The 23,461-nt window shown below is 72.3% G+C and carries 24 protein-coding genes; 11 read left to right on the top strand and 13 right to left on the bottom strand.

Annotation, left to right across the window (positions count from 1 at the left end; translation table 11 throughout):
* The first annotated feature begins 128 nt into the window (after positions 1-128).
* The 4 genes from ACZ7OU_RS39320 (at position 129) to ACZ7OU_RS39305 (ending at position 8,715) form a co-directional block, all read left to right on the top strand.
* Positions 129-5,096, top strand: a complete 4,968-nt coding sequence (locus tag ACZ7OU_RS39320; RefSeq protein WP_470259200.1) for a DUF885 domain-containing protein — start codon at positions 129-131, stop codon at positions 5,094-5,096.
* A gap of 213 nt (positions 5,097-5,309) precedes the next feature.
* Positions 5,310-6,539, top strand: coding sequence for a fumarylacetoacetase (gene fahA, locus ACZ7OU_RS39315; protein WP_470259199.1), 1,230 nt, complete (start codon positions 5,310-5,312; stop codon positions 6,537-6,539).
* 131 nt (positions 6,540-6,670) lie between these two features.
* Positions 6,671-7,588, top strand: coding sequence for a YhjD/YihY/BrkB family envelope integrity protein (locus ACZ7OU_RS39310; protein WP_470259198.1), 918 nt, complete (start codon positions 6,671-6,673; stop codon positions 7,586-7,588).
* Between the two features lie 86 nt (positions 7,589-7,674).
* Positions 7,675-8,715 carry an LLM class F420-dependent oxidoreductase gene (locus ACZ7OU_RS39305; RefSeq protein WP_470246266.1) on the top strand — a complete coding sequence of 347 codons (1,041 nt, stop codon included), beginning with the start codon at positions 7,675-7,677 and terminating at the stop codon, positions 8,713-8,715.
* Positions 8,716-8,719: 4 nt separating this feature from the next.
* On the opposite strand, the gene ACZ7OU_RS39300 is transcribed toward ACZ7OU_RS39305, so the two are convergent.
* On the bottom strand, positions 8,720-9,322 hold the full coding sequence (locus ACZ7OU_RS39300; protein ID WP_470246267.1) for a class F sortase: 603 nt from the start codon (positions 9,320-9,322) through the stop codon (positions 8,720-8,722).
* Between the two features lie 226 nt (positions 9,323-9,548).
* On the opposite strand from ACZ7OU_RS39300, the gene ACZ7OU_RS39295 reads away from it, so the two are divergent.
* Positions 9,549-10,508 (top strand): Ppx/GppA phosphatase family protein, encoded by a 960-nt coding sequence (locus tag ACZ7OU_RS39295; protein ID WP_470259197.1) that lies wholly within the window; start codon positions 9,549-9,551, stop codon positions 10,506-10,508.
* A gap of 40 nt (positions 10,509-10,548) precedes the next feature.
* A complete protein-coding gene (locus ACZ7OU_RS39290) occupies positions 10,549-10,731 on the top strand; it encodes a hypothetical protein (RefSeq protein WP_470246269.1) in 183 nt (60 codons plus the stop codon).
* Here the strand turns inward: ACZ7OU_RS39290 and ACZ7OU_RS39285 are convergent.
* Genes ACZ7OU_RS39285 through ACZ7OU_RS39275 form a run of 3 tightly spaced genes read right to left on the bottom strand, consistent with a single transcriptional unit; the run spans position 10,712 to position 14,226 of the window.
* The gene (locus tag ACZ7OU_RS39285) at positions 10,712-13,117 is read right to left on the bottom strand and encodes a glycoside hydrolase family 65 protein (RefSeq protein WP_470259196.1); all 2,406 of its coding nucleotides are present in this window, start codon (positions 13,115-13,117) and stop codon (positions 10,712-10,714) included. The genes ACZ7OU_RS39290 and ACZ7OU_RS39285 overlap by 20 nt on opposite strands.
* The gene (locus tag ACZ7OU_RS39280; RefSeq protein WP_470246271.1) at positions 13,117-13,845 is read right to left on the bottom strand and encodes an HAD family hydrolase; all 729 of its coding nucleotides are present in this window, start codon (positions 13,843-13,845) and stop codon (positions 13,117-13,119) included. Before ACZ7OU_RS39280 ends, ACZ7OU_RS39285 begins: the two co-directional genes overlap by 1 nt.
* 9 nt (positions 13,846-13,854) lie before the next feature.
* The gene (locus ACZ7OU_RS39275) at positions 13,855-14,226 is read right to left on the bottom strand and encodes an ArsR/SmtB family transcription factor (RefSeq protein WP_470246272.1); all 372 of its coding nucleotides are present in this window, start codon (positions 14,224-14,226) and stop codon (positions 13,855-13,857) included.
* A 123-nt stretch (positions 14,227-14,349) separates the two neighbouring features.
* Between ACZ7OU_RS39275 and ACZ7OU_RS39270 the strand changes: the two genes are divergently transcribed.
* Complete coding sequence (locus tag ACZ7OU_RS39270) at positions 14,350-14,862, top strand: PaaI family thioesterase (RefSeq protein ID WP_470246273.1); 513 nt, start codon at positions 14,350-14,352, stop codon at positions 14,860-14,862.
* Here the strand turns inward: ACZ7OU_RS39270 and ACZ7OU_RS39265 are convergent.
* Positions 14,846-15,163: a nuclear transport factor 2 family protein gene (locus ACZ7OU_RS39265; protein ID WP_470246274.1), complete on the bottom strand. Its 318-nt coding sequence runs from the start codon at positions 15,161-15,163 to the stop codon at positions 14,846-14,848. The genes ACZ7OU_RS39270 and ACZ7OU_RS39265 overlap by 17 nt on opposite strands.
* 51 nt (positions 15,164-15,214) lie before the next feature.
* Positions 15,215-15,697 (bottom strand): MarR family winged helix-turn-helix transcriptional regulator, encoded by a 483-nt coding sequence (locus ACZ7OU_RS39260; protein ID WP_470259195.1) that lies wholly within the window; start codon positions 15,695-15,697, stop codon positions 15,215-15,217.
* Between ACZ7OU_RS39260 and ACZ7OU_RS39255 the strand changes: the two genes are divergently transcribed.
* The gene (locus ACZ7OU_RS39255) at positions 15,696-16,157 is read left to right on the top strand and encodes a pyridoxamine 5'-phosphate oxidase family protein (RefSeq protein WP_470259194.1); all 462 of its coding nucleotides are present in this window, start codon (positions 15,696-15,698) and stop codon (positions 16,155-16,157) included. The genes ACZ7OU_RS39260 and ACZ7OU_RS39255 overlap by 2 nt on opposite strands.
* A gap of 10 nt (positions 16,158-16,167) precedes the next feature.
* Here the strand turns inward: ACZ7OU_RS39255 and ACZ7OU_RS39250 are convergent, their stop codons facing one another.
* Together ACZ7OU_RS39250 and ACZ7OU_RS39245 are read right to left on the bottom strand one after the other, a co-directional pair.
* Entirely contained in the window at positions 16,168-16,458 is a 291-nt protein-coding gene (locus ACZ7OU_RS39250; RefSeq protein ID WP_470259193.1) for a hypothetical protein, read from the bottom strand.
* Complete coding sequence (locus tag ACZ7OU_RS39245; RefSeq protein ID WP_470246278.1) at positions 16,458-17,615, bottom strand: ROK family protein; 1,158 nt, start codon at positions 17,613-17,615, stop codon at positions 16,458-16,460. The genes ACZ7OU_RS39250 and ACZ7OU_RS39245 overlap by 1 nt, the downstream gene beginning before the upstream one ends.
* 142 nt (positions 17,616-17,757) lie before the next feature.
* On the opposite strand from ACZ7OU_RS39245, the gene ACZ7OU_RS39240 reads away from it, so the two are divergent.
* Positions 17,758-18,498 carry a DUF427 domain-containing protein gene (locus ACZ7OU_RS39240; protein WP_470259192.1) on the top strand — a complete coding sequence of 247 codons (741 nt, stop codon included), beginning with the start codon at positions 17,758-17,760 and terminating at the stop codon, positions 18,496-18,498.
* On the opposite strand, the gene ACZ7OU_RS39235 is transcribed toward ACZ7OU_RS39240, so the two are convergent.
* Both ACZ7OU_RS39235 and ACZ7OU_RS39230 read right to left on the bottom strand, forming a co-directional pair.
* On the bottom strand, positions 18,495-19,775 hold the full coding sequence (locus ACZ7OU_RS39235; RefSeq protein ID WP_470259191.1) for a carotenoid oxygenase family protein: 1,281 nt from the start codon (positions 19,773-19,775) through the stop codon (positions 18,495-18,497). The genes ACZ7OU_RS39240 and ACZ7OU_RS39235 overlap by 4 nt on opposite strands.
* 1 nt (position 19,776) lies before the next feature.
* Positions 19,777-20,337: a hypothetical protein gene (locus ACZ7OU_RS39230; RefSeq protein WP_470259190.1), complete on the bottom strand. Its 561-nt coding sequence runs from the start codon at positions 20,335-20,337 to the stop codon at positions 19,777-19,779.
* Positions 20,338-20,429: 92 nt separating this feature from the next.
* Between ACZ7OU_RS39230 and ACZ7OU_RS39225 the strand changes: the two genes are divergently transcribed.
* Positions 20,430-20,942 carry a PadR family transcriptional regulator gene (locus ACZ7OU_RS39225; protein ID WP_470259189.1) on the top strand — a complete coding sequence of 171 codons (513 nt, stop codon included), beginning with the start codon at positions 20,430-20,432 and terminating at the stop codon, positions 20,940-20,942.
* Positions 20,943-21,030: 88 nt separating this feature from the next.
* The gene (locus tag ACZ7OU_RS39220) at positions 21,031-21,582 is read left to right on the top strand and encodes a sigma-70 family RNA polymerase sigma factor (protein ID WP_470259188.1); all 552 of its coding nucleotides are present in this window, start codon (positions 21,031-21,033) and stop codon (positions 21,580-21,582) included.
* Here ACZ7OU_RS39220 and ACZ7OU_RS39215 read toward each other — a convergent pair.
* From ACZ7OU_RS39215 to ACZ7OU_RS39205, 3 genes are read right to left on the bottom strand one after another with little or no spacing between them, the layout of a single operon-like run.
* Entirely contained in the window at positions 21,579-21,854 is a 276-nt protein-coding gene (locus ACZ7OU_RS39215; protein WP_470246284.1) for a cyclic-phosphate processing receiver domain-containing protein, read from the bottom strand. The two genes, ACZ7OU_RS39220 and ACZ7OU_RS39215, sit on opposite strands and share 4 nt — an antisense overlap.
* A complete protein-coding gene (locus ACZ7OU_RS39210) occupies positions 21,851-22,720 on the bottom strand; it encodes a TIGR03564 family F420-dependent LLM class oxidoreductase (protein WP_470259187.1) in 870 nt (289 codons plus the stop codon). Before ACZ7OU_RS39210 ends, ACZ7OU_RS39215 begins: the two co-directional genes overlap by 4 nt.
* Before the next feature lie 16 nt (positions 22,721-22,736).
* On the bottom strand, positions 22,737-23,402 hold the full coding sequence (locus ACZ7OU_RS39205; protein ID WP_470259186.1) for a TetR/AcrR family transcriptional regulator: 666 nt from the start codon (positions 23,400-23,402) through the stop codon (positions 22,737-22,739).
* Positions 23,403-23,461: the final 59 nt, after the last annotated feature.

The following is a 23,461-nucleotide window of genomic DNA, read 5'->3' as shown; positions in this document are numbered from 1 at the left end:
GAACGCTACCGCCTCGCCGGAGCGGTCACGCCGAGGTGGTCCGCCCCCGGCGAACAGCACACCGTTCCTGTCGGTGATCTCCGTTAGGGTCGGCCGTGGAGCACATCACCGAAGCTGGGGGTCCTGCCATGACCGCGGTCACCGAACTCGCCGACGAGTTCGTCGAAGCGCTGTTCGCCGCCGATCCGCTGACGCCGGCGCTGCTGGGCATCCGCCCGGCCGAGCCCGGCCTGCCGGACCAGTCCGCCGAAGCCGAGCAGGCGCACCGGGCCCGGCTCGCCGGGTTCGCCGAGCGTGCCCGCGCGCTGGACGCCGGCGGGCTGTCGGCCGAAGACCGCGTCACCCGCGAGGTGCTGATCGCGACGGCCGAAGACCGCATGGCGTCGATCGACAGCCGGATGGCCGAGTTCACGGTCACCGACGTCATGGTCGCGCCCGCGGCGTCGCTGCTCATGGCGCTGCCGATGACGACGGTGACGGCGGGCGAGGCCGCGGAGGCCCAGCTGGGGCGGCTGGCCGCGATCCCGGAGTACCTGCGCCAGGCCGCGCGGCGGCACACCGAGGGCATCGCCGCCGGGCGCGTCCCGGTGGCGCACCTGGTCGAGGCCGCGGTCGCGCACCTCGACCGCTACCTGGCCGACCCGGACGCGGACCCGCTGCGCCGCCAGCCGGCGCCGGACGAAGAGTTCGGGCGCCGGCGCGACGAGCTGCTGGCCGACGTCGTCCGCCCCGCGTTCGCCGAGTACCGCGAGTTCCTCGTCACCGAGGTCGGGCCGCACGGCCGGCCCCCGGAGCAGGCCGGCCTGAAGTGGCTGCCCGGCGGCGAAGAGACGTACGCGCGGCTCGCGAAGGTGCACACGACCACCGACCGCACCCCGGAGGAGCTGCACCGCACGGGGCTCGACATCATCGCGTCGCTGGCGGCCGAGTACCGCGAGCTGGGGCAGAAGGTGTTCGGCACCGACGACCTGGCGGAGATCTTCCGGCGGCTGCGCACCGACCCGGCCCTGCGGTGGACCAGCGCCGAGGAGCTCCTGGACACCGCCCGCACCGCCGTCGCCCGCGCGACCGCCGAAGCCCCGAAGTGGTTCGGCACGGTCCCGGCGCAGCCCTGCCTGGTCGAGCCGGTGCCGGAGGAGGCCGCGCCCGGCGCGCCCCCGGCGTACTACCTGCGCCCGGCCGCCGACGGCTCGCGGCCCGGCATCTACTTCGCGAACACCCACGAGGCCACCGAACGGTTCCGGCACTCGGCCGAGTCGGTCGCGTTCCACGAAGCCGTGCCGGGGCACCACTTCCAGCTGAGCGTCGCGACCGGCTTGACCGATTTGCCGCTGCTGCGCCGCATCGGCAGCTTCACGGCCTACACCGAGGGCTGGGGCCTCTACAGCGAGCGCCTCGCCGAGGAGATGGGGCTGTACTCCGACGACGTCGCGCGGCTCGGCATGCTGACCGCCGACTCGATGCGCGCGGGCCGCCTGGTCGTCGACACGGGCATGCACGCGCTGGGCTGGAGCCGGCAACAGGCCGTCGACTACCTGGCCGAGCACACGCCGATGGCCCGCGTCGAGATCGAAGCCGAGATCGACCGCTACATCGCGTGGCCGGGCCAGGCGCTCGCGTACATGGTGGGGCGCCTGGAGATCCAGCGGATCCGCGCGGGCGCCGAGGAGCGGCTCGGGTCCCGGTTCGACGTCCGCGCGTTCCACGACCTCGTGCTCGCCGGGGGCGCGCTGCCGCTCTCGGCGCTCGCTTCCGCCGTCGACGACTGGGTGGCCGCGCACGGTGACACGGCCAACGGCCTGGCCGGCGAGCTCGTCGAGCTGACCTTCGAGCACGAGCCGCTGTACCCGTCGGTCTTCGGCCTGCCCGGCGACCACGACCGGCTCGCCGACCCGAGCCGGGCCGCGCAGGAACGGTTCCTCGCCGCCTACCGCGACCTGGCCGCCCGGGCCCGGGCGCTGCCCGGTGACAGCCTGAGCGCGGAAGAAGCCGTGACGCGCGAGGTCATCGTCGCCTCCGCCGAGGTCGAGGCCGACCGGCTCGCGGCCCGCAGCGCCGACATCGCGGTCAGCGACGGGCTGACCGCGCCCGCGCTGGGGCTGCTGCTGTACCTGCCGTACTACAAGCTCGACGATGAGAAGAAGGCCCGCGGTTACCTGGCCCGGCTCGGCGCGATCCCCGCGTTCCTCGAGGCGCTGACCGAGCGGCAGCGCGAGAGCCTGGCCGACGGGCTCGTGCCGCCGGCCTACCTCGCGCGCGTGGGCGTCGAGTACGTCGACCGCTACCTCGCCGCGCCGGACAGCGACCCGCTCAAGGTCGGCACGACGGCGGCCCTCGAGGGCTTCGAATCCGAGCGCGACCGGCTGCTCGCCGAAGTCGTCCGCCCCGCTTACGCCCGCTACCGCGACTTCCTGCGCACCGAGGTCGAGCCGGTCGGCCGGCCCGACACCGCGCCCGGGATCGGCCACGTGCCCGGCGGCGCGCAGCGGTACGCCGCGCTGATCCGCGCGGAGACGACGACCGAGCGCACGGCCCAGGACCTGCACGACACCGGGCTCGCGATCATCGAGCAGCTCTCGGCGGAGTACCGCGAGCTGGGGCAGAAGGTGTTCGGCACCACCGATCTCGCCGAGATCTTCGAGCGCCTGCGCACCGATCCGGCGCTGCGCTGGCGCGACGGCGAGGAGCTGCTGTCCGCGGCCCGGGACGCCATCGCCCGCGCCGAAGCGGTGGCGCCGCAGTGGTTCTCGCGCATCCCGGCGGAGAAGTGCGAGGTCGCGCCGGTGCCCGAGGCCGACGCGGCGAGCGGCACGATCGCGTACTACCTGCAGCCCTCGCTCGACGGTTCGCGGCCGGGCACCTACTACGCCAATACCCACGAAGCCGACAAACGCCCGCGGTTCACCAGCGAGGCGATCGCGTTCCACGAAGCCGTGCCGGGCCACCACTTCCAGCTCAGCCTCGCCCAGGAGCTGCGTGACCTGCCGCTGCTGCGGCGGATCGGCATGTTCAACGCCTACGCCGAGGGCTGGGGGCTCTACGCCGAGCGGCTGGCCGACGAGATGGGCCTGTACTCCGACGACGTCGCGCGGCTGGGCATGCTGACGCAGGACTCGATGCGGGCCGGCCGGCTCGTCGTCGACACCGGGATGCACGCCCTCGGCTGGAGCCGGCAGCAGGCGATCGACTTCCTCGTCGACCACACGCCGATGGCGCGGATGGAGATCGAGGCGGAGATCGACCGGTACGCCGGCTGGCCCGCCCAGGCCCTCGGGTACATGGTGGGGCGGCTGGAGATCCAGCGGCTGCGCGCCGAGGCTGAGGCGGCGCTCGGCGACGGGTTCGACATCCGCGACTTCCACGAAGTCGTGCTGGGCCACGGGATGCTGCCGCTGCCGGCGCTGGCGAAGGTCGTCACCGACTGGGTCGCGAGCCGGATCGACACCCCGGACTCGCTCGCGGACGAGTGCCTGGAGCTGATGTTCGAGGCGCAGCCGCTGCTGCCGTCGCTCTACGGCCTTCCCGGCGCGCACGACAAGCTCGCCGACCAGTCCGCCGAGGCGGGTGCCCGGCAGCGCGCCGCGTTCGCCGGCTTGATCAGACGGGCCGAAGCGCTCGGCCCGCTGCCTCCGGCCGAACGCGTCACGCGGGACGTCGTGATCTGGCAGGCGCGCACGACGATCGACGTGCTCGACTCCGGCCGCGCCGACATCGCGGTGAGCGACGGGCTCGCGGCGCCGGCGCTGGAACTGCTGATGATGCTGCCGCAGACGGTGCTCGACGACGAGGCCAAGGCCCGCGGCTACCTGAGCCGGCTCGCGGCGATCGGCACGTACCTGGACCAGCTGATCGAGCGGCAGCGGGCCGTGCTCGCGCAGGGCCTCACGCCGCCGGAGTTCCTGGCGCGCATCGGCGTCGGGTACGTCGAGCGCTACCTCGCGGCCCCGGAGGCCGACCCGCTGAGGGTGCCGGTCCACGGGCTGGAGGCCGAGCGCGATCGGCTGCTGGACGAGGTCGTGCGGCCGGCGTACGCGCGTTACCGCGACTTCCTGGCCGACGAGGTCGTCCCGGTTTCGCGGCCGGAGACGTCGCCGGGCATCGGCGACCTGCCGGGCGGGCCGGCGCGCTACGCGGCGCTGATCCGCGCGGAGACGACGACCGAGCGCACGGCCCAGGACCTGCACGACACCGGGCTGGCCATCATCGAGCGGCTGGCGGGGGAGTACCGCGAGCTGGGCGAGAAGGTGTTCGGCACGACCGAGCTCGCGCAGATCTTCGAGCGGATCCGCACGGACCCGGCGCTGCGCTGGCGTGACGGCGAGGAGCTGCTGGATACCGCCCGCCGGACGATCGCACGGGCGGAAGCCGTGGCGCCGCAGTGGTTCTCACGCATCCCGGAGCAGAAGTGCGAGGTCGCCCCGGTGCCCGCCGCCGAGGCCGAAAGCGGCTCGATCGCGTACTACATCGACGCGTCGCTCGACGGTTCGCGGCCGGGCACGTACTACGCCAACACGCACGAGGCGGACCAGCGGCAGCGGACGCTGGGCGAGTCGGTCGCGTTCCACGAAGCCGTGCCGGGGCACCACTTCCAGCTGACGCTCGCGCAGCAGCTCACCGGAGTCCCGCTGCTGCGGCGGATCGCGATCTTCAACGCCTACGCCGAAGGCTGGGGCCTGTACGCGGAACGGCTCGCCGACGAGATGGGGCTGTATTCGGACGACGTGTCCCGCTTCGGCCTGCTGACGCAGGATTCGATGCGCGCGGCGCGGCTGGTCGTCGACACGGGATTGCACGCGCTGGGCTGGAGCCGCCAGCGGGCGGTCGACTTCCTGGTCGAGAACACGCCGATGGCCCAGCTCGAGATCGAGGCGGAGATCGACCGCTACGCGGGCCACCCCGGCCAGGCACTCGGCTACATGGTGGGCCGCCTGGAGATCGAGCGCCTGCGCGCCGACGCCGAGCGAGAGCTGGGCGGGCGGTTCGACATCCGCGAGTTCCACGACACGGTGCTGGGCAGCGGAACCCTCCCGCTCCCGGTCCTGGCGGACGTGGTGGCCACCTGGGTCGCGGCCCGCTCGAGCGGAGGCGAGGAATAACGCCGGGCGGAACCCGTGTCGACCCGGCAATCACGCGTGCTGGCTCGGCGATCACGTGTCGACCCGGCAATCACGCGTGTCGACTCCGCAATCACGCGTGCCGGCGTTCCGATCACGCCTCGAACGGCCCGGCGGCCATGCGCCGCCGGGCCGGCGGGGGCTCGACCTCCGCACCGGCCGCGGAACCCGCACCATCGATCCTGAGGAGCAGACGTGACCTGGCTCGACCTCCCCGACGACACGCCGTTCGGCCTGGACAACCTGCCCTACGGCGTGTTCTCGGTCGGCGGTGCGCCCGAGCGGCGGGTCGGCGTTCCCGTCGGTGCGCACGTCCTCGACCTGACCGCCGCGGCCGCCGAGACCGCGGCGGCCTTCGCGCCGCTGCTCACCGGTGGCGTTCTCAACCCGCTGCTGGCCGCCGGGCCGGACACCTGGCGGGAGGTCCGCGAGAGCGTCCTGACCTGGCTGACCGAACCCCGCTACGCCGACCAGCTGCGCCCGCACCTCGTGCCCCTGGCCGAGGTGACCACGCACCTGGCCTTCGAGGTCGCCGACTACGTCGACTTCTACTCCAGCGAGCAGCACGCCCTCAACGCCGGCCGGATCTTCCGGCCCGACGCCGCCGAGCTGCCGCCGAACTGGAAGCACCTGCCGATCGGCTACCACGGCCGGGCGGGCACGGTCGTCGCGTCGGGCACGCCGGTCGTCCGCCCGCACGGGCAGCGCAAACCGCGCAACGCCGACGATCCTTCGTTCGGCCCCTCGCAACGGCTGGACATCGAGGCGGAGGTGGGGTTCGTCGTCGGCGTCCCGTCCACTCCGGGCACCCGGGTGTCCACTGAGGACTTCGCGGACCACGTCTTCGGCGTCTGCCTGGTCAACGACTGGTCCGCGCGCGACATCCAGGCCTGGGAGTCCCAGCCGCTGGGCCCGTTCCTCGGCAAGTCGTTCGCGACGTCGGTGTCGCCGTGGATCGTCCCGCTGGACGCGCTGGAGCACGCGCGGGTCGCGGGCCCGCCGCAGGACCCGGAACCGTTCGACTACCTGCGCACCGACCAGAACTGGGGCCTCGACCTGGCGCTCGAGGTCCGGCTCAACGGCCATCTGGTGTCGAGCCCGCCGTTCGCGACGCAGTACTGGACCGCGCCGCAGCAGCTTGCGCACCTGACGGTCAACGGCGCCAGCCTGCGCACCGGCGACCTGTTCGCCTCGGGCACGGTGACCGGCCCGGACCGCGACCAGCGCGGCTCGCTCTTGGAGCTGTCCTGGGGCGGTCGCGAACCCCTCGACCTCCCCGGCGGGCAGCAGCGGACGTTCCTGGAGGACGGCGACGAGGTCGTGATCAGCGCGACGGCCCCCGGCCCGGCCGGCACCCGCATCGGTTTCGGCGACGTCCGGGGCACGGTGGTCCCCGAATTCGGGAATCCGCACCCACGGGATTGATGTCGACAGGAAACAAACGCGCGAGATCCGGCCGTGATCGCGTGACGTTTTCCCCGCCGCGGTGTCGGACTGCGGGAGACGCACGCGGATGAGAGGGTCGGCCGGTGGGACGTGGAGCGGGGAAAACCGTCGTGGGCAAGGGGGTCCGGCGGGCCGGGTCGACGCTGGCCCGATACCGGGAACGCGACGGTGACCACTACGCGGCCGCGGTCACCTTCTTCAGCCTGCTCGCGCTGGTCCCGCTGGTCATGGTCGCCGTCTCGGTGGCCGGGTTCGTGCTGGCCGGTGACCGGTTGCTCGCGACCGAGCTCGACAGGGTCATCGACGGCTCGCTGCCGCCCGAGATCGGCGGGCAGGTCACCGGTGTCGTGCACACCGTCGTGGGGGAACGCGGCCGGATCGGGCTGCTCGCGCTCGGCGTCGCCGCGTACTCCGGCTGGAGCTGGATCAGCAACGTCCGCGACGCCGTCACGTCGATGCTCGGCCAGGAGCGCACCCCGCGGCCGCTGCTGCGCGGCATCGCCGCCGACGTCGTCGTGCTGGCCGGGGTGGGGCTCGCGATGGCCGTGTCCTTCGGGCTGGCGGCGCTCACCGGCGCGGCCGGCAGCCGGCTCCTGGACCTGACCGGGCTGACCGGAGGGTTCGCGCACTTCGTCCTCGTCGCGGGCTCGCTGCTGCTCGGCCTCGCCGCGAACTGGCTGGTCATCGCGTGGTGCCTGGCCCGCCTGCCGCGCCGGCCGCTGGCGCTGCGCTCGACGCTGCGCCCGGCCGGGGCCGCCGCCGTCGGGCTCGCCGCGCTCCAGCAGGCCGGCGGGCTGTACCTGCACCTCCTGGGCCGCTCGCCCGCGGTCGCGGCCTTCGGCACGCTCGTCGGCGTGCTGCTGTTCGTCTACCTGGTCGTCCGCTGGCTGCTGATGGTCACGGTGTGGCTGACGGTCCGGGACGAGCCGCCGGCCGGCACGCTCGCCGCCGACGTCCGCTACGCCGGCACGACGCTCGGGGCCGGGGCTTCGGCGGAGCTGGTGGTCCGCACGCTCACCGGCCGCTGAGTGGCGGCGGGCACATCGCCGGCGCGCGGCCCGGCCGGTCCCGTTAGGATCCGCGACTAAGCGCTTGCTCAGCAACGGAGGTGGCCATGCGGATCGGGACCGGGATCAACTACGCCGGAGGCTTCGCCGAAAGCGTCGCCGACATCGTCGAACTCGAGAAGGTGGGGCTCGACGTCGCCTTCGTGCCCGAGGCCTACTCCTTCGACGCCGTCAGCCAGCTCGGCTACCTGGCGGCGAAGACCGAACGCGTCCAGCTCGCGTCCGGCATCTTCCAGATCTACACCCGCACCCCGACCCTCACCGCGATGACCGCGGCCGGGCTCGACTTCGTCTCCGACGGGCGGTTCATCCTCGGGCTCGGCGCCTCCGGCCCGCAGGTCATCGAGGGATTCCACGGCGTGAAGTACGACGCGCCGCTGGCCCGCACCCGCGAGATCGTCGAGATCTGCCGCCAGGTGTGGCGCCGCGAGCGCGTCGTCCACGACGGCAAGCACTACACGATCCCGCTGCCGCCGGAGCAGGGCACCGGCCTCGGCAAGCCGCTGAAGCTGATCAACCACCCGGTCCGCGAGCGCATCCCGGTGCTGCTGGCCTCGCTCGGGCCGAAGAACGTCGCGCTCACCGCCGAGATCGCCGAGGGCTGGCAGCCGATCTTCTTCCACCCGGAGAAGGCCGCCGACGTCTGGGGCGAGTCCCTGGCCGCGGGCAAGGCCAAGCGCGACCCGGCGCTCGGCGAGCTGGACACGTTCGTCAGTGCCGCGCTGGCGATCGGCGACGACGTCGAGCCGCTGCTCGACCACCTGCGGCCGCTCGTGGCCCTCTACGTCGGCGGGATGGGCGCGCGCGGCAAGAACTTCTACAACGACCTCGCCCGCCGCTACGGCTACGAGGCCGAGGCGAAGCTGATCCAGGACCTCTACCTCGACGGCAAGAAGGACGAAGCCGCGGCGGCCGTGCCGCTCGAGCTGCTGCGCTCGATCTCGCTGGTCGGCCCGGCCGGGTACGTCAAGGAGCGGCTGGCGGCCTTCAGGGAAGCCGGTGCGACGACGCTGGTCGTCAACCCGATGCTGCCCGGCCGCGAGGCGCGGGTGTCGGCGGTGGCCCAGCTGAAGGAGCTGCTCGGCTGAGCGCTCAGACCGGGACCGCGTAGACGGCGATCCGCGGCGAGTCGATCCCGGCGAGGTCGTGGGTCCCGTCGCTGGTGATCAGGCGCAGCTCCGGGCCGGGGCCGTCCGGGGCGACGAGCGTGCTGTCCGGCTCGTCCGCGGGGAACGTCGCGGTCCGGCGGACCTGGAAGCGGGCCTCGCGGCCCTCGTCGTCGCGCACGACGACGGCGGCGCCCGGCAGCAGCGCGTCGAGGCGGGCGAACGCGCCGCTGGAGTACCCGAAGCCGGCGTGCCCGGACAGCACGGCGACGCCCGGCGCGCCCGGGGCAGGGCTGTCGGTGAACCAGCCGACGCCCAGCGCCGTGCCGGGCTGCTCCCGGCGGCCGCCGATGTGCCCGAGGTCGACCAGGTGGTTCAGCGCGAGGCCCAGGTCGGGGATCGCCAGGGCGGCCGGCAGGACACCGGCGCCGACGGTCACCGGCCGGTCCGCGGCGACCCCGGGAGCGCCCGGGGTGAGCACCGTGGTGACGCCGAGCAGGACACAGCCGAGCCCGGCCACCACCGCGAGCACGGCGGCGGCCGGCCGGATGAGCGTCGAATGCCGCTCGCTCTCGTTCCCCTGCCGCACACCGGTGAGTCGGGACGCGGGGAGGGGGCGTTACCGAATCGTGTCCAGGAGTGCTCCGGTTCACTCGATCGGATTACCTCACTGTGACCTACGCATCAACAAAGCACCTTCGGAGGAGGTAAATCCGACAATTCCCGGCGAACCGCGGCGATTTCGGGCAGTATTGCGTGTTTCAACCTGTCGAACTGGGGATATCCACCCGTCCGGAAGTGAGGTGCGCCGAGCCGTGCGAAAAATCGAAGAGCCCGCCGTGGGCGTACTGGACGTCGGATCGTTCAGCGCCCGCCTGGTGGTCGTCCCGGTCGACGGATCGCCGCGCGAGCCGGTGCTGAACCACCAGACTCGGCTGCGCCTCGACCGCGAGCTCGACGACCGCGGCCGCCTCTCCGCCCGCGGCATCACCGCCGTCACGGCCGCCGTCGCCGCGGGGATGAGCGCCGCCTACCGCCACGGCGTGAGCCACGTCTACCCGCTCGCGACGTCGTCGATCCGCGACGCCGCCAACGCCGCCGACGTCGTCCGGCACGTCGCCGGCGAGACCGGCGTCGAGCTGCGGTTCCTCTCCGGCCGCCGCGAAGCCGAGCTGACCTACGTCGCCGCTCGCCGCTGGTACGGCGCGGAGGCCGGGCCGCTGCTGGTGCTCGACATCGGCGGGGGCACGGTCGAGCTGGCCGCGGGCCGCGGTGACCAGGCGACGTTCGCGCGGTCGCTGCCGCTGGGCGCGCGGTCGATGACCCGCGACTGGCTGCCGGGCGAGCGCGTGTCGACCAAGCAGGTCAAGGCGTTGCGCGCGCACGCGCTCGACGTCGTGACCACCACGCTGGGCGCCGCGGACGTCGACGACCCGCGCGTCATCGGGTGTTCCAAGGTGCTGCAGCAGCTCGCGCGGCTTTCGGGTGCCCGCCCGAACAAGTGCAAGGAACTGCTCCTCGACGACCTGCGGGCCTGGATCCCGCGGCTCGCCGCACTGCCGCCGTCGAAGCGCGCGAAGCTGCCGGGCATCTCCCGCAGCCGCGCCCACCAGGCGCTGGCGGGCGCGATCGTGGCGGAAGCGCTGCTGACGGTCGCGGGTGGCAAGGTCGCGATCTGCCCCTGGTCGACCCGCGACGGCCTGCTGCTGACCCTGCAGGACAAAGCGCGGGAGAAGGCCGGCCGGGAGAAGGCGAACAAGGTCGCCGCGGCCTGACCCCTGGCCGTGGCCGGGAAAACCGGGTATCCCGGAAAGCATGAGCGAGCAGCAGCGCATCCACGCCCGTGACGACGAAGACGACGAGCTCCCGAAGCTGCCGACCCCCGGCCAGCTGACCCACGACGTGCCCACCGCGCCCGACCCGGACGTCAACCCGGGTGGGACCGAAGAGGTTCCGGCCCCACCCGGACGGGACGTCGTCAGCGACCTTCCAGGGTGACCGGGTTGGTCGGATCCGCGTACTGACGGACCTTCTCCGAGTCGCGCCGCATGGGAGCGCGGCCCGGGGGCTGGCTCGGCGGGTCGCCCGCGTCGATCTTCGGGATCGCGAACCGCTGCGGCTCGACGGCGACCGTGACGCGTTCGCCGTGGTGCAGCACGTCGATCGGGTCGCCGTCCAGCACGTGGTAGGTCGCCTGGTCACGGTCGATCTCGACCTGGAACCGGGTGCCGCGGAACATCAGCCGGAAGGTGATCCGGTCCAGCTGCGGCGGCAGCCGCGGCGCGAACGCCAGCGTCCCGCCGTGGTCGCGCAGCCCGCCGAAGCCGGCCACGGCGCCTTGCCAAGCCCCGGCCAGCGACGCCATGTGCAGGCCGTTGCGGACGTTGTTGTGCACGTCGTGCAGGTCGGTCAGCGCGGCTTCGGCGAGGTAGTCGTAAGCCAGCTCGAGGTGCCCGACCTCGGCCGCGACCACCGACTGCGTCCCCGCCGAGAGCGACGAGTCGCGCACGGTCCTCGCCTCGTAGTAGGCGAAGTTGCGGGCCTTCTCCTCCGGGCTGAACGAGTCGCCGCACACGTACAGCGCCAGCACCAGGTCCGCCTGCTTCACGACCTGCTTGCGGTACAGGTCGAAGTACGGGAAGTGCAGCAGCAGCGGGTACTGCGCCATGTCCGTGTGCTCGTAGTCCCACTCGTCGTGGTCGAGGAAGCCCTCCGACTGCGGGTGCACGCCGAGTTCCGTGTCGTAGGGCAGGTACATGGCCGCGGCGGCCGCGCGCCACGTGTCCAGCTCGACCGTGTCGACGCCGAAGCGCGCCGCCACGTCCGGGTGCCGCTCGCACGAATCCGCGGCGGCCAGCAGGTTCCGGCGCGCCATCAGGTTCGTGTAGACGTTGTTGTCCGCCACGGCCGAGTACTCGTCGGGCCCGGTGACGCCGTCGATGCGGAACGCGCCGTGCCGGTCGTGGTGGCCCAGCGACGCCCACAGCCGCGCGGTTTCCAGCAGCAGCTCGGCGCCGTAGTCGCGTTCGAACTCCTCGTCGCCGGTCGCGTTCAGGTACCGCAGCACGGCGTCGGCGATGTCCGCGCTGACGTGGAACGCGCCGGTGCCCGCCGGCCAGTAGGCCGAGCACTCGGCGCCGTTGATCGACCGCCACGGGAACGCCGCGCCGCGCAACCCCAGCTGGTGCGCGCGGTCCCGCGCCTTGTCCATTGTGGAGTGCCGCCAGCGCAGGGCGTCGCGCGCGGCGTCCGGCATCGTGTAGGTCAGCACCGGCAGGACGAACGACTCGGTGTCCCAGAAGGCGTGCCCGTCGTAGCCCGGGCCGGTCAGCCCCTTGCCGGCGATCGCGCGGCTTTCCCCGCGGGCACCGGCCTGCAGGAGGTGGAACAGCGCGAAGCGGACGGCTTGCTGCAGCTCGGGATCGCCCTCGATCTCGATGTCCGAAGTGGCCCAGAAGTCGTCGAGGAACTGGCGCTGCTCGGTGACCAGGCCCTTCCAGCCGGTCTGGCGCGCGCCCGCCAGCGCGGCTTCGACCTGGGACCGCAGCGCGGGCACCGAGCGCTGCGCGGACCAGCCGTAGGCGAGGAACTTGGTGATGCGCAGCCGCCCGCCCTTCGGCACGTCGACCGCGACGGTGAGCCGCGCGAGGTCCTCCTCGGAGTGGATGCGGGCGCGGATCCCGTCGTCCACCTCGATCTTGTGGTCCATCGCCGCGGCCATCCGCAGCCCGGACCGGCGGGTCTGGTGCACCAGCACGGCGTTGTAGTCGGTCGCGCGGTGGAACTCGCCGACCAGCGGCGAGTTCAGCGCGGCGGCCACCCGCGGGTCGCTGGTGTCGGACTCGATCGGTTCGTTGGCCAGCAGGTCGGACTGGACGACCAGCTGCAGGTCCTCGTCGAGCGGCTCGACCTCGTACCGGATGGCGGCGATCGCGCGCTGGGTGAACGAAACCAGCCGTTCGGTGCGCACCCGGACCCGCCGCCCGGTCGGCGACGACCATTCGGTGCTGCGGCAGAGCGTGCCCTTGCGGAAGTCGAGCACCCGGTCGTGCTTGGTCGCGGCGCCGTAGCGCATGTCGAGGGGCTCGTCCTCGACCAGCAGCCGGATGATCTTGCCGTCGGTCACGTTGACGACGGTCTGGCCCTCTTCGGGGTAGCCGTAACCCGCTTCGGCGTACGGCAGCTCGTGCTGTTCGTAGAAGCCGTTGAGGTAGGTGCCGGGCAGGCCGCGCGGCTCGGCTTCCTCGAGTGTGCCGCGCAGCCCGATGTGGCCGTTCGACACTGCGAACGCCGACTCGGTGCGCTGCAGGGCGTCGACGTCCATCCCGCGCCAGCGCAGCTCCCACGCCGCGCATTCGTAGCCGCGGGGTTCTTCCTCGGTCATCAATCCTCCAGCAGGTCGGCGAGGTCGTCGACGACGATGTCGGCGCCGTGCGCCTTCAGCGCGTCGGCCTGGTTCGCGCGGTTCACGCCCACGACGTAGCCGAAGCCGCCGGCCTTCCCGGCCTGGACACCGGACTGGGCGTCCTCGAACACGGCCGCGTGGGCGGGTTCGACGCCGAGTTCGGCGGCACCGGCCAGGAACGAGTCCGGCGCGGGCTTGCCCTTGAGGTTCCGCTCGCGGATGGTCAGGCCGTCGACGCGGGCTTCGACGTACTTGCTCAGGTCGCCGGCGTCGAGCACCTTCTTGCCGTTCGCCGACGACGTCACGACGGCGATCCGCAGGCCGGCGGCTTTCACGGCTTCGAGGTAGCGGACCGAGCCGGGGTAGGTGTTCACCCCGTTTTCGTCGATGATCTTCAGGACGAGCTCGTTCTTGCGGTTGCCGACGCCGTTGACGGTGGCGGCGTCCGGGGGGTCGTCGGGGGTGCCTTCGGGCAGTTCGATCCCGCGCGAGCGCAGGAATTCACGGACCCCGTCGGCGCGGGGGCGGCCGTCCACATAGGTCGCGTAGTCCTGGTCGGTGAACTCGCGGAAGCCTTCGCCGTCGCGGGCGCGAAGAAACTCGTCGAAAGTCCGTTTCCAGGCTTGGCTGTGGAGAACGGCCGTACCGGTAAGAACTCCGTCGAGGTCGAACAGGCAGGCGGTGATGGTCTCGGGCAATCCCGTCATGCTCGCACGCTACCGGTCCTCGTCGGTCACGGGCTGTTCCGGGTGCGGCCGTACCCGGTGGATCAGCTCGTGCACGGTGGCGTCCGCGAGCCGGTAGCGCACGACGCGCCCGGTGCGCTGGGTGGTGACCAGTCCGTGGGCGCGCAAGAGCCGCAGGGCCTGGGAAACCGCGGTGTCCGTCATGCCGGTGACGGCGGCGAGGTCGGTGACGCTGATTTCGCGGGCGTAGTGGATCGACACCAGCAGAGCCAGCCGCGACGGGTCGGCGACCACGGAGAAGCGCTGGGCCCACTCGTCGATGACGGCGCGGTCGCCCAGCCCGTCGACCGCGGCGGCCACCCGTTCGGGGTCGATGAGCTTGCGGCCGGCGTCGTTGTCCACTCCCGGATGATTCCACCCGGGCCGGGGGCCGACCACCGGTGGCCTGGGTCACGCCCCGCTTGACGCCGGCGGGTGCGCGGGCGAGGCTGCGATTAAGACAGTTGTCATAATCGAGGAGCCGAGATGACCGACGTGGCCGCCGGGGCGCAGACCCGCTCGAAGACCATCACCTGGCAGGACCCGCTGCCGACCGCCCGGCTCGGCGCCACGATGACCGGGTTCGAGTACCTGACCGCGATCGCCGAGGGGCGCATCCCGGGGCCGCCGATCGCCGCGCACTTCGGGATGACCTGGGAACGGATCGGCCACGGCGAGGTCGTCGCCGTCATCGAGCCCGACGAGTCGCTGTACAACCCGATCGGGATGGTCCACGGCGGGGTCGCGGCCACGATGCTCGACTCGGTGGTCGGCTGCGCGGTGCACACGACGCTGCCGGCCGGCGTCGGCTACTCGTCGGTGGAGCTGAAGGTGAGCTACCTGCGCGCCATCCACGCGGGCCGCGGCGAGATCCGCGCGACCGGCCGCGTCGTGAAGGAGGGTTCGCGGATCGCGTTCGCCGAAGGGGAGATCCGCGACGCCGAAGGCAAGCTGCTGGCGACGGCGTCGGGAACCTGCGTGATCACCCGGGCTGCTTGACGTCCCAGTGCTCGACGAGCAGGCCGTCCTCGACGCGCAGGATGTCGACGATGGCGGTCCCGGCCACGTGCAGGTGCACCATGACGAGGTCGTTCTCGGCGGCGATGTGCTTGATCTCGGCGGTCGCGCCGGCGAGCGGCGAGTTCTTGACGGCGTCGGCGAACGCGTCGCGGCCGTTCGGCAGGCCGGGGCTGTGGGTGACGAAGTCGGGGTGCAGCGCGGCCTTCGCGGCGTCGAAGTCCTTGTGCACGAACAGGTTTTCCAGGCAGTCGACGACGATCATGCGGTTCGTTTCGCTCATGGGTCCCATCGTCGGGCGCCGGGGCTTCGCGGTCGATTACGCGGGAGGTAATCACCTCGGCGGCCGGACCCTTCGCGCGCGAATCGCGTCGCCGCCGCCGAAGCGGCCGATGACCGCCGCCAGCAACGTTCTCGCGTCCTCGACGCGGGCCGCGCCGAACTCAGCCTCGAGTTCCTCCTGAAGTTCCCTCCTTAGGTTCCGGGTCGCTTCGACGGCTTCCCGTGCGTGGTCCGTCAGGTGCAGCAGCTTGCTGCGCGCGTCGTCGGGGTCGGGTTCGCGGCTCAGGAGTCCGCGGCGTTCGAGGTCGGCGACGGCTTTCGACGCGGCCTGCTGCGTCACGCCCATCCGCTCGGCCAGCGCGGTGATCGACAGCGGCGCGGCGAGGACGTGCTGGATCACGACGCCGTCGTTGAAGCGCAGGTCGCCGAAGTCCTGTCCGGCGAGCCGCCGCTGGACCTCGTCGGTCATCGCCCAGCCCGCGAAGAGGGCGGTGAGTGACAGATCGAGGGTGTCCGGCCTAGAATGCACAACCATGGTTGTGAAATCTAGCAGAGTGCCGGCCGAACTGGCCGGAGCGTTCGTGGGCGTGGCGCACCGGATCGTGTGGTGCACCCTGGTGACCGTGGACCGACGGGGCCGGCCGCGGTCGCGGGTGGTCCACCCGATCTGGCAGCGGGGGCCGGACGGGCTGACGGGGTGGCTGTTCACCCGGCCGACGCCGCTGAAGGTGGCCCACCTGACGGCCTCGCCGTACGTGTCGTGCTCGTACTGGGATCCGCGGCACGAGGTGGCGGTGGCGGAGTGCCGCGCGGAGTTCGCCGACGACGAGGAGACGCGCAGGTACCTGTGGGACCTGTTCGCGTCGGCCCCGGAGCCACTGGGTTACGACCCGAAGATCCTGGGCGGCGAGGACTTCCGCGACCCGAAGATCACGGTCCTGAAGCTGACCCCGTGGCGAGTCTCGACCGGCGGCGAAGCCTGGCGCGCGGCCTAGCGGCGCCGGCTCAGGCGGAGTCGCCGAAGAACCGCCCTCGCGCGCACCGCTCGTCGATCCGCGCGTTCTCGGCGGCGGTCAGCTGTTCGTCGAGGGCTATCGAGAGGACACGCCGGGCGCAGGCCAGTCGCCGGGCGAGGTCCCACTCGGCGACGAACCGGCCCGCCGTCGCGTCGTCGGCGACACCGCCGGCTTGCCGGGAGCCGATGCGGTCCAACGAGACCACGAACTCGTTCAGGTCGCAGAGCACCTCGACGGCTTCGTCGAGCGGCAGCCGGATCTCGCGCCCGGGGGAGTCCACTAAGCGGCACCCACGCGGCGGTCGAAGACCAGGCCCTGAGCCGCCCGCAGCCCGACGCTGATCGCCCCCGCCAGCACCGCGTCCTCGCCCAGTTCGCCCTGGACCACCTTCGGCACCAACGGCGTGAACGCCCGCAGTGCGCGGTCCAAGGGCTCCAGCAACAGGTCGGCGGCCGTGCCCATGCCGCCGCCCAGGACGATCAGCTCCGGGTCGATCACCGCCGCCACCGACGCGACCGTGTACGCCAGCCGGTCCGCTTCCGCTTCGAGCGCGCGGCGGGCCAGTTCGTCGCCTTCGCGGGCCAAGCGGAACACCTCGCGGGCCGACTTCGCCGTGCCCAGGCCGAGTTCGCGCGCGCCGCGGACGACCGACTGGGCCGCCGTCGCCTCTTCGAGGTGGCCGCGGGCCGGTGGGGCGCCGTCCTCCAAGGACGAGCGCGTGCGGCCGTACGGCAGGTAGCCGATCTCGCCCGCCGCGCCCGTCGCGCCGCGGAACACGCGGCCGTCGACCATCATGCCCATGCCGACGCCCGTGCCGATCGTGATGCAGCCGAACACCGACGCCCCGCGCGCGGCGCCGCTCTCGCCCTCGCCGACCGCCGTCAGGTTCGCGTCGTTCTCCACCATCAGGTCCGGGCCCAGCGCGGCCTCGAGGTCGTCGATCAGCCCGGCCCGGCCCCAGCCCGGCAGGTTCGGCGCGTGCCGGAAGCAGCGCTTCTCCGGGTCGGCGACGCCGGGGGAGCCGACCACGCGGACAACGATGTCGGCCTGCGACAACCGGGCCTCCGCGACGGCCGAAGCCGCGATCTTCCCGACCGCCGTGACCAGCGCGGCGCCGGAACGCGCCGTGTTGCGCTCGTCGCGGCGCGCGACGATCGTGCGGCCGAGGTCCGACACCGCGACCCGGATGTGCTCGCGCCCGATGTCGACACCTAGCACGTACCCCGCGGTCGGGTCGGCCTCGTACAGCACGGCCGAGCGCCCGGTGCCGGTCGAGGTGTGCCCGGTCGGGCGCGCCAGCCCGGCGGCCTCCAGCGCCAGCAGCGCCTGGCTCACCGTCGGCTTCGACAGCCCGGTGTCCTTCGCCACCTGCGGCCGGGTCGCCGGTCCGCTGCGGCGCAGCAGGTCGAGCACCGCCCGCTGGTTGATCTTGCGCATCCCGGCGGGGGTCCCGACCGTTGGAACATCTACGCCGGCCACCCGTGCCCGCCTCCAGTCGTCCTCGTACTTCCTGCCACGCTAGCCGCCCGAGCCCCGGTTCCGCCGGAATACGCCCGCTTCGGGACCCGTTGACCGGAGCATGAGCACTCCGGTACGCGGCCGGGTCCGCGTGGCACAAGGCGCGAAACGGGTACGCGTGTTCCTCGGCGGGCAGGTCGTCGCGGACACGGTGCACCCCCTTCTGGTGTGGGAAGTTCCTTACTACCCGACCTACTACTTCCCGCGCGCGGACGTCGTGAGCGGCGTTGTCGCCCCCTCCGGCCGGACGTCGCACTCGCCCAGCCGCGGAGAAGGCGTTCTGTCGACGATAAAGGGTGGCGGAGCCGAGGCGGTGGACGCCGCGCTGGAATACCCGGATTCGCCCATCGAGGAGCTCCGGGACCACGTCCGCTTCGAGTTCGGCGCCTTCGACTGGTTCGAAGAGGACGAACAGATCTTCACGCACCCGCGCGACCCCGGGGTCCGGGTCGACATCCTGCCGAGCTCGCGCCATGTGCGGATCGAGGTCGACGGCGTCACCGTCGCCGACACCGTGCGGCCGCACCTGCTGTTCGAGACCGGCCTGCCGACGCGCTACTACCTGCCCCGCGTCGACGTCCGGATGGATCTCCTCGAGAAGATCGACGCCGTGACGCACTGCCCGTACAAGGGGGCGGCCGACCACTTCGACGTCACCGGGCACGAGGACCTCGCGTGGAGCTACCCGACGCCGCTGCCGGAGAGCGAGCGCGTCGCCGGGCTGGTGGCGTTCCTCGACGAGAAGGTCGACGTCTACGTCGACGACGTCCGGCAGGAGCGGCCGAAGACGAAGTTCGCCTAAGCGTCCGGCAGCCAGTTCCCGTGGAAGCCCGCGGGAACGCGCTGCGGGAGGTGGACGGTCGCCACGGGCGCCGCGGCGACGTTCCCGGCGTCGAGCACGACGAGGTCGCTGCGGTCCTCGGCCTTGTCGTAGACGTAGGAGAGCAGCCAGCCTTCGCCGTGTTCCGCCGGGACGAACACCGCTTCGCCCGGGACGTGTCCTTCCCCGAAGACGTGCTCGGTGGCGGTGCCGGCGTGCAGGTCGTGGCGCCGCAGGACGTCGCGGCCGGTGACGTGCCCGAAGCGCGCGTCGGACCCGGCGAGCCGGTCGTCGATGCGGGGGAACTCGCCCTGCCGGTCGTCGAGTCGGTCCTCGGTGACCGTGCCGGCGGCGAGGTCGATCGTCCAGCGCCACAGCGACGCCGGCGGGTCCTCGTGCCCGGCCCACCACTGGTGGTCGTACCGCATGACGTGCACGACGATCCGGCTGTCCGGCGTGTCGAAGGCGTTGAGCGTGTGGAAGACGTAGCAGGACTCGATCTCCAGCCAGCGCACGCCGGCTTCGGGCCGGTCGCGGCGCAGCACGCCGAGCCGGGCGCCGTAGCCCGCGTCCCACCGGTAGGGCATGCCCTTGCCGACCGACGCGTGGTCGAACACCACGGGCAGGTCGTAGAAGACGGCGTGCTGCGCGGTGAGCGCGAAGTCGTGCATCATCGTCAGCCCCGGGACGTCGATGGGCTGCTTGACGACGAGCTTGCCGTCGGCGTCGGCGCGGTAGTAGCTGACATGCGGCGCGGTGATGCTGCCGTAGCCGAAGAAGTGCAGCTCCCCGGTCGTGGGGCAGATCTTCGGGTGCGCGGTCATCGAGTCGGCCAGCTCGCCGCCGAAGTCGTAGGCGCCGACGGTTTCGAGATCCGTCGTGATCTCGTACGGCAGCGAGGATTCGACGAGCGCGAGCGTGCGGCCGGCGTGGTTCACCACGTGCGTGTTCGCGACGCTGGCGTGCAGGTTGCGCGTGCCGTCTTCGTTGTAGAGCTTGAGATCCGGGTCGTCGAAGCTGTCGGTGCGCACCCACCGGTTGCGGTACCAGGCGGCGCGGCCGTTTTCGAGCCGGACGCCGTGGACCATGCCGTCGCCGGTGAACCAGTGCTTGCTGTCCTCGCGCGGGTTCGGGCCGTTGCGCAGGTACCAGCCGGTCAGCTCGGGCGGCAGCGCGCCGGTCACCGGGAGGTCGAACGCGGTCAGCTCGTCGTGGACGGGCGAGTAGACCCCGCTCAGGTGGAAGTCGCTGGTGGTCATGTCAGGCGGCCTTCTCGGCTCGGGCGCGCACGATGCGCGGGTAACGGATGGTGAAGGCGACCGGCACGGCGAAGCCGAGGACCTTGAGCGTGATCAACGCGGCCGTCGCGTGCGGGGCGAAGTTCAGCAGCGCGATGCCGGCGAGGCCGGTGACGGTGAAGCTCACGGCCCAGACGAGCGTGATGACGACGTTGACGCGCTTGAAGACCGGGTTGTCCCAGAGCTCCGGCGGCGTCATGGTGCGGGCGATGCCGAGGGTGAAGGGGCGTCGCAGGGCGAGGGAGCCCCAGGCGGTGAGCGCCAGCCAGGCGTCGGTGAGCGCGCCGGTATACGTCTTCAGCGGCGACGCGGGGAAGGTGAACGCGACGGCCGTGAGCAGGGCGAAGAAGGCGAGCGCGCTCCACTCGATGATCAGCGCGTCGTTCTTGCGGCCTTCGCGGCGGGCGAGCAGCAGGAGCACGGCCGAGATGACCAGCCCGGTCAAGCCGGACCAGCGCCAGTCGAACTGCGTCGCGACCACGGCGAAGGCGATCCACGGAAGGAAGCTCTTCAGGTAGTTCATGCCGGTCTCTCCCCTGACGTTCCAACTTTGACATGTCGAAATTAGAAGCTCCTAGGTAGACATGTCAAGAGTGGAATGTCAGACTGGGTGGCATGAGCCTTCGACACGCGGTGCTCGGCATGCTGGCCGACGAGCCCGGAAGCGGCTACGACCTGCTCAAGCGGTTCGAGCGGGCGATGGCCAACGTCTGGCCCGCGACGCAGAGCCAGCTCTACGGCGAGCTCGGCAAGCTGGAGGCGGCGGGCATGATCCACGTACTCGCCGAGGGGCCGCGCGGGCGCAAGGAGTACGAGATCACCGAGGCCGGCCGCGCGGAACTGCGGCACTGGCTGGTCGACGTCGACCCGGGTGGCCCGCCGCGCAGCGCCGCGTTGCTGCGCGTGTACTTCCTCGGCTCGGTCTCGCCGGCGCAGGCGCGCGGCTACGTCGCTTCGATGGGCGAGTCGGCCCGGGCGCGCGAAGAGCGGCTGGACGAGCTGGAGGGCTCGATCGACTGGGGCGACGACAACCAGTCGCTCTACGGCCGCCTGGTCCTGGAGTGGGGCAAGCGGTTCTCGGCGATGCAGCGCGAGTGGGCGGAGTGGGCGGTCAAGCAGGTCGAGTGAGGGTCGTATAACGCCCTGCACGGCGGCTCGCCTCCCGGCAGCCGGACGGCGGATCCGGGAGGTGCCTCTCACTGATAGGTTCCGGATCATGACCCGCGGTGAGGACGACGAGCGCGTCACGGCCCTGGCGATGGCGGCGGGTCGCGGCGATCGGCTCGCCCTGGAGCAGTGGGTCCGCGCGACGCAGGCCGACGTCTGGCGCTTCCTCGCCCACCTCACCGACGCCGCCGCAGCCGACGACCTGGCTCAGGAGACCTACCTTCGCGCCTTCGGCAGCCTTCGCCGCTTCGCCGGACGCTCGTCGTCGCGCACCTGGCTGCTGTCGATCGCGCGCCGGGTCGTCGTCGACCAGATCCGCGCCGCGGGTGCCCGGCCCAAGATCGCCGACACCGACTGGGAAGCCGCGGCCGAGCGCACCCGCGACCCCGCGGCCGGTTTCGAAGAGCTCGTCGAGCTGGGCCTGCTGCTCGACGGCCTCGACCCGGAACGGCGCGAAGTCCTGGTGCTGACCCAGGTCCTCGGCCTGTCCTACGCCGAGGCCGCCGAGGTCTGCGGCTGCCCGGTCGGCACGGTCCGCTCCCGCGTCGCCCGCGCCCGCGACGACCTGATCCAAGCCCGTCGCGCGCGCGGTGCCGGCTAGCGGACGCCGGGCCCGTACCGCCGCGCCATGCCGGTGAGCCACTCCCGGCCCACCGGGTTGGCCGTGTGGACGCGTACTTCCGGTGGCCAGCGGTCGTGCTCGCACAGCCACCGCACGACCGGGCGGGTCGTGTCGTCGCCGCCGAGGTCGTGGTCCAGCGAGATCGCGGTGAACTCCCCGGCGCCGAGCAGCGAGATCGCCTCGGCGCTCGACTTCGCCCACGTCCACCCCGCCGGTGCCGGGCGCAGGTCGTCCACCCAGAGGCCGGTCACGCGGCCAGCAGTTCGCGGGTGCGGGACTGCTCGGCCGCCGAGCCGAACGGCATCACCAGCAGCTCGGTCGCGCCCGCGTCCTCCAGGGACTTCACCTGGCGGCGCACAGTTTCCTCGTCGCCGATGATCGCGCTGTCCGACACGCGCGCGTAACCGTCGCGGTCCAAAATGGACCGATAGGCCGGAACGCCTGCCGCCGCGCCGTAGGTCTCTTCGACCCACGCGCGCCGTTCGTCCACTTCGGACGTCACGCAGATCAGCCGGCCCGACACGACCCGCGACGCCGTCCCGAGCGCCGGCACCACGAACTCGCCGAGCGCCCGCGGGCCCGCCCACGTCGTGATCACGCCGTCGGCCAGCTCGCCCGCCAGCCGCGTCGAGCGCGGGCTGACCGAGCCCACGAGGACCGCCGGCCGGGCCGCTCCGGGGGTGGTCAGGCCGCCCGCCGCGGTGAGCGTCTCGCCGTGGACGTCCGCCTTTTCCCCGCGCAGCAACGGGTTCAGCGCCTCGAGGTACTCGCGCAGGTGCCGCAGCGGCCGGTCGTAGGAGTACCCGAACTCCCCCTCGACGACGTACCGGTGGCTCAGCCCGACGCCGAGGTGGACCGGCGCGCCGGTCGCCGCCTGGACGGTCAGCGCCTGCGCCGCCATCGTGATCGGGTGCCGCGGGTAGGTCGGCACGACGCAGGTGCCCAGCTCGACGCCGGGTGCCGCGGCGCCGAGCGCGGGCAACGCCGTGAGCGCGTCCCAGCCCCCGCGCTGCGCCAGCCAAAGCGTCTTGTAGCCGAGCTTCGCGGCTTCGCGTGCTTGCGCGGTCATGTCGTCGAAGCCGACGCCCAGCTCGTCGATCAGGATCCCCGTACGCATGTGTCCTCCCGGACCTTCAGTAAGCGCGCTCGAGCTGCTTCCGGTCGAGCGCGACGGATTCGGTGAACAGCGCGACGACCCGCGGCGCCACCTCGCGCAGCCGCATCGTCGAGACGGCGACCGGCTCGAAGGCGTGCGCGACGGTGTCGGCGATCAGCGCGGGCTCCAGTGGCGGAGTGCTGACGAGGAAGCCGTGCAGCACCGCCTGGTAGGCGACGGCGAGCTGCCGGGCCGGCCGGTCGGCGCGCAGCAGGTCGTTCTCCGCCAGCAGCTCGAGGTACTCGACGAACGCCTCGTCGTGCCGCGGGTCGAGCTTGGCGTGCACCTTCGGCAGGAGCTTCCCGAGCGTGTCGGCGTCGTCGACGTACCCCGCGCGCAGCAGCGGGCGCCCCAGCACGGTGGTGTACAGGACCTCGGTCAGCCGCGACAGCCGCGCGGTGAGCGGGTCGGCTTCGAGCGCCCCGACGAGGTCTTCGATGCTGCGGACGGACTCCCGGAGCAGCACCGCGAGGAACAGCTCCTCACGGTTCTTCCAGTGCAGGTAGACGGTCCCCTTGCCGACGTCCGCGCGCTCGGCGACGTCCTCGATCGTCGTGCGCCGGTAGCCGGCTCGCAGCAGCAGCTCGGCGGCCGCGTCCAGGATCCGCTCGGCCCGCTCGGCGCGGTCTTCGGCAGGAGGCATGACGCCATCATATGACTAAATACGAAATCTGGTCAAACGTCAGGCCGGAAAAACGGCGG

Source organism: Amycolatopsis sp. NPDC114505, from assembly GCF_055633615.1.
This window is presented reverse-complemented; position numbering and strand designations above follow the sequence as displayed.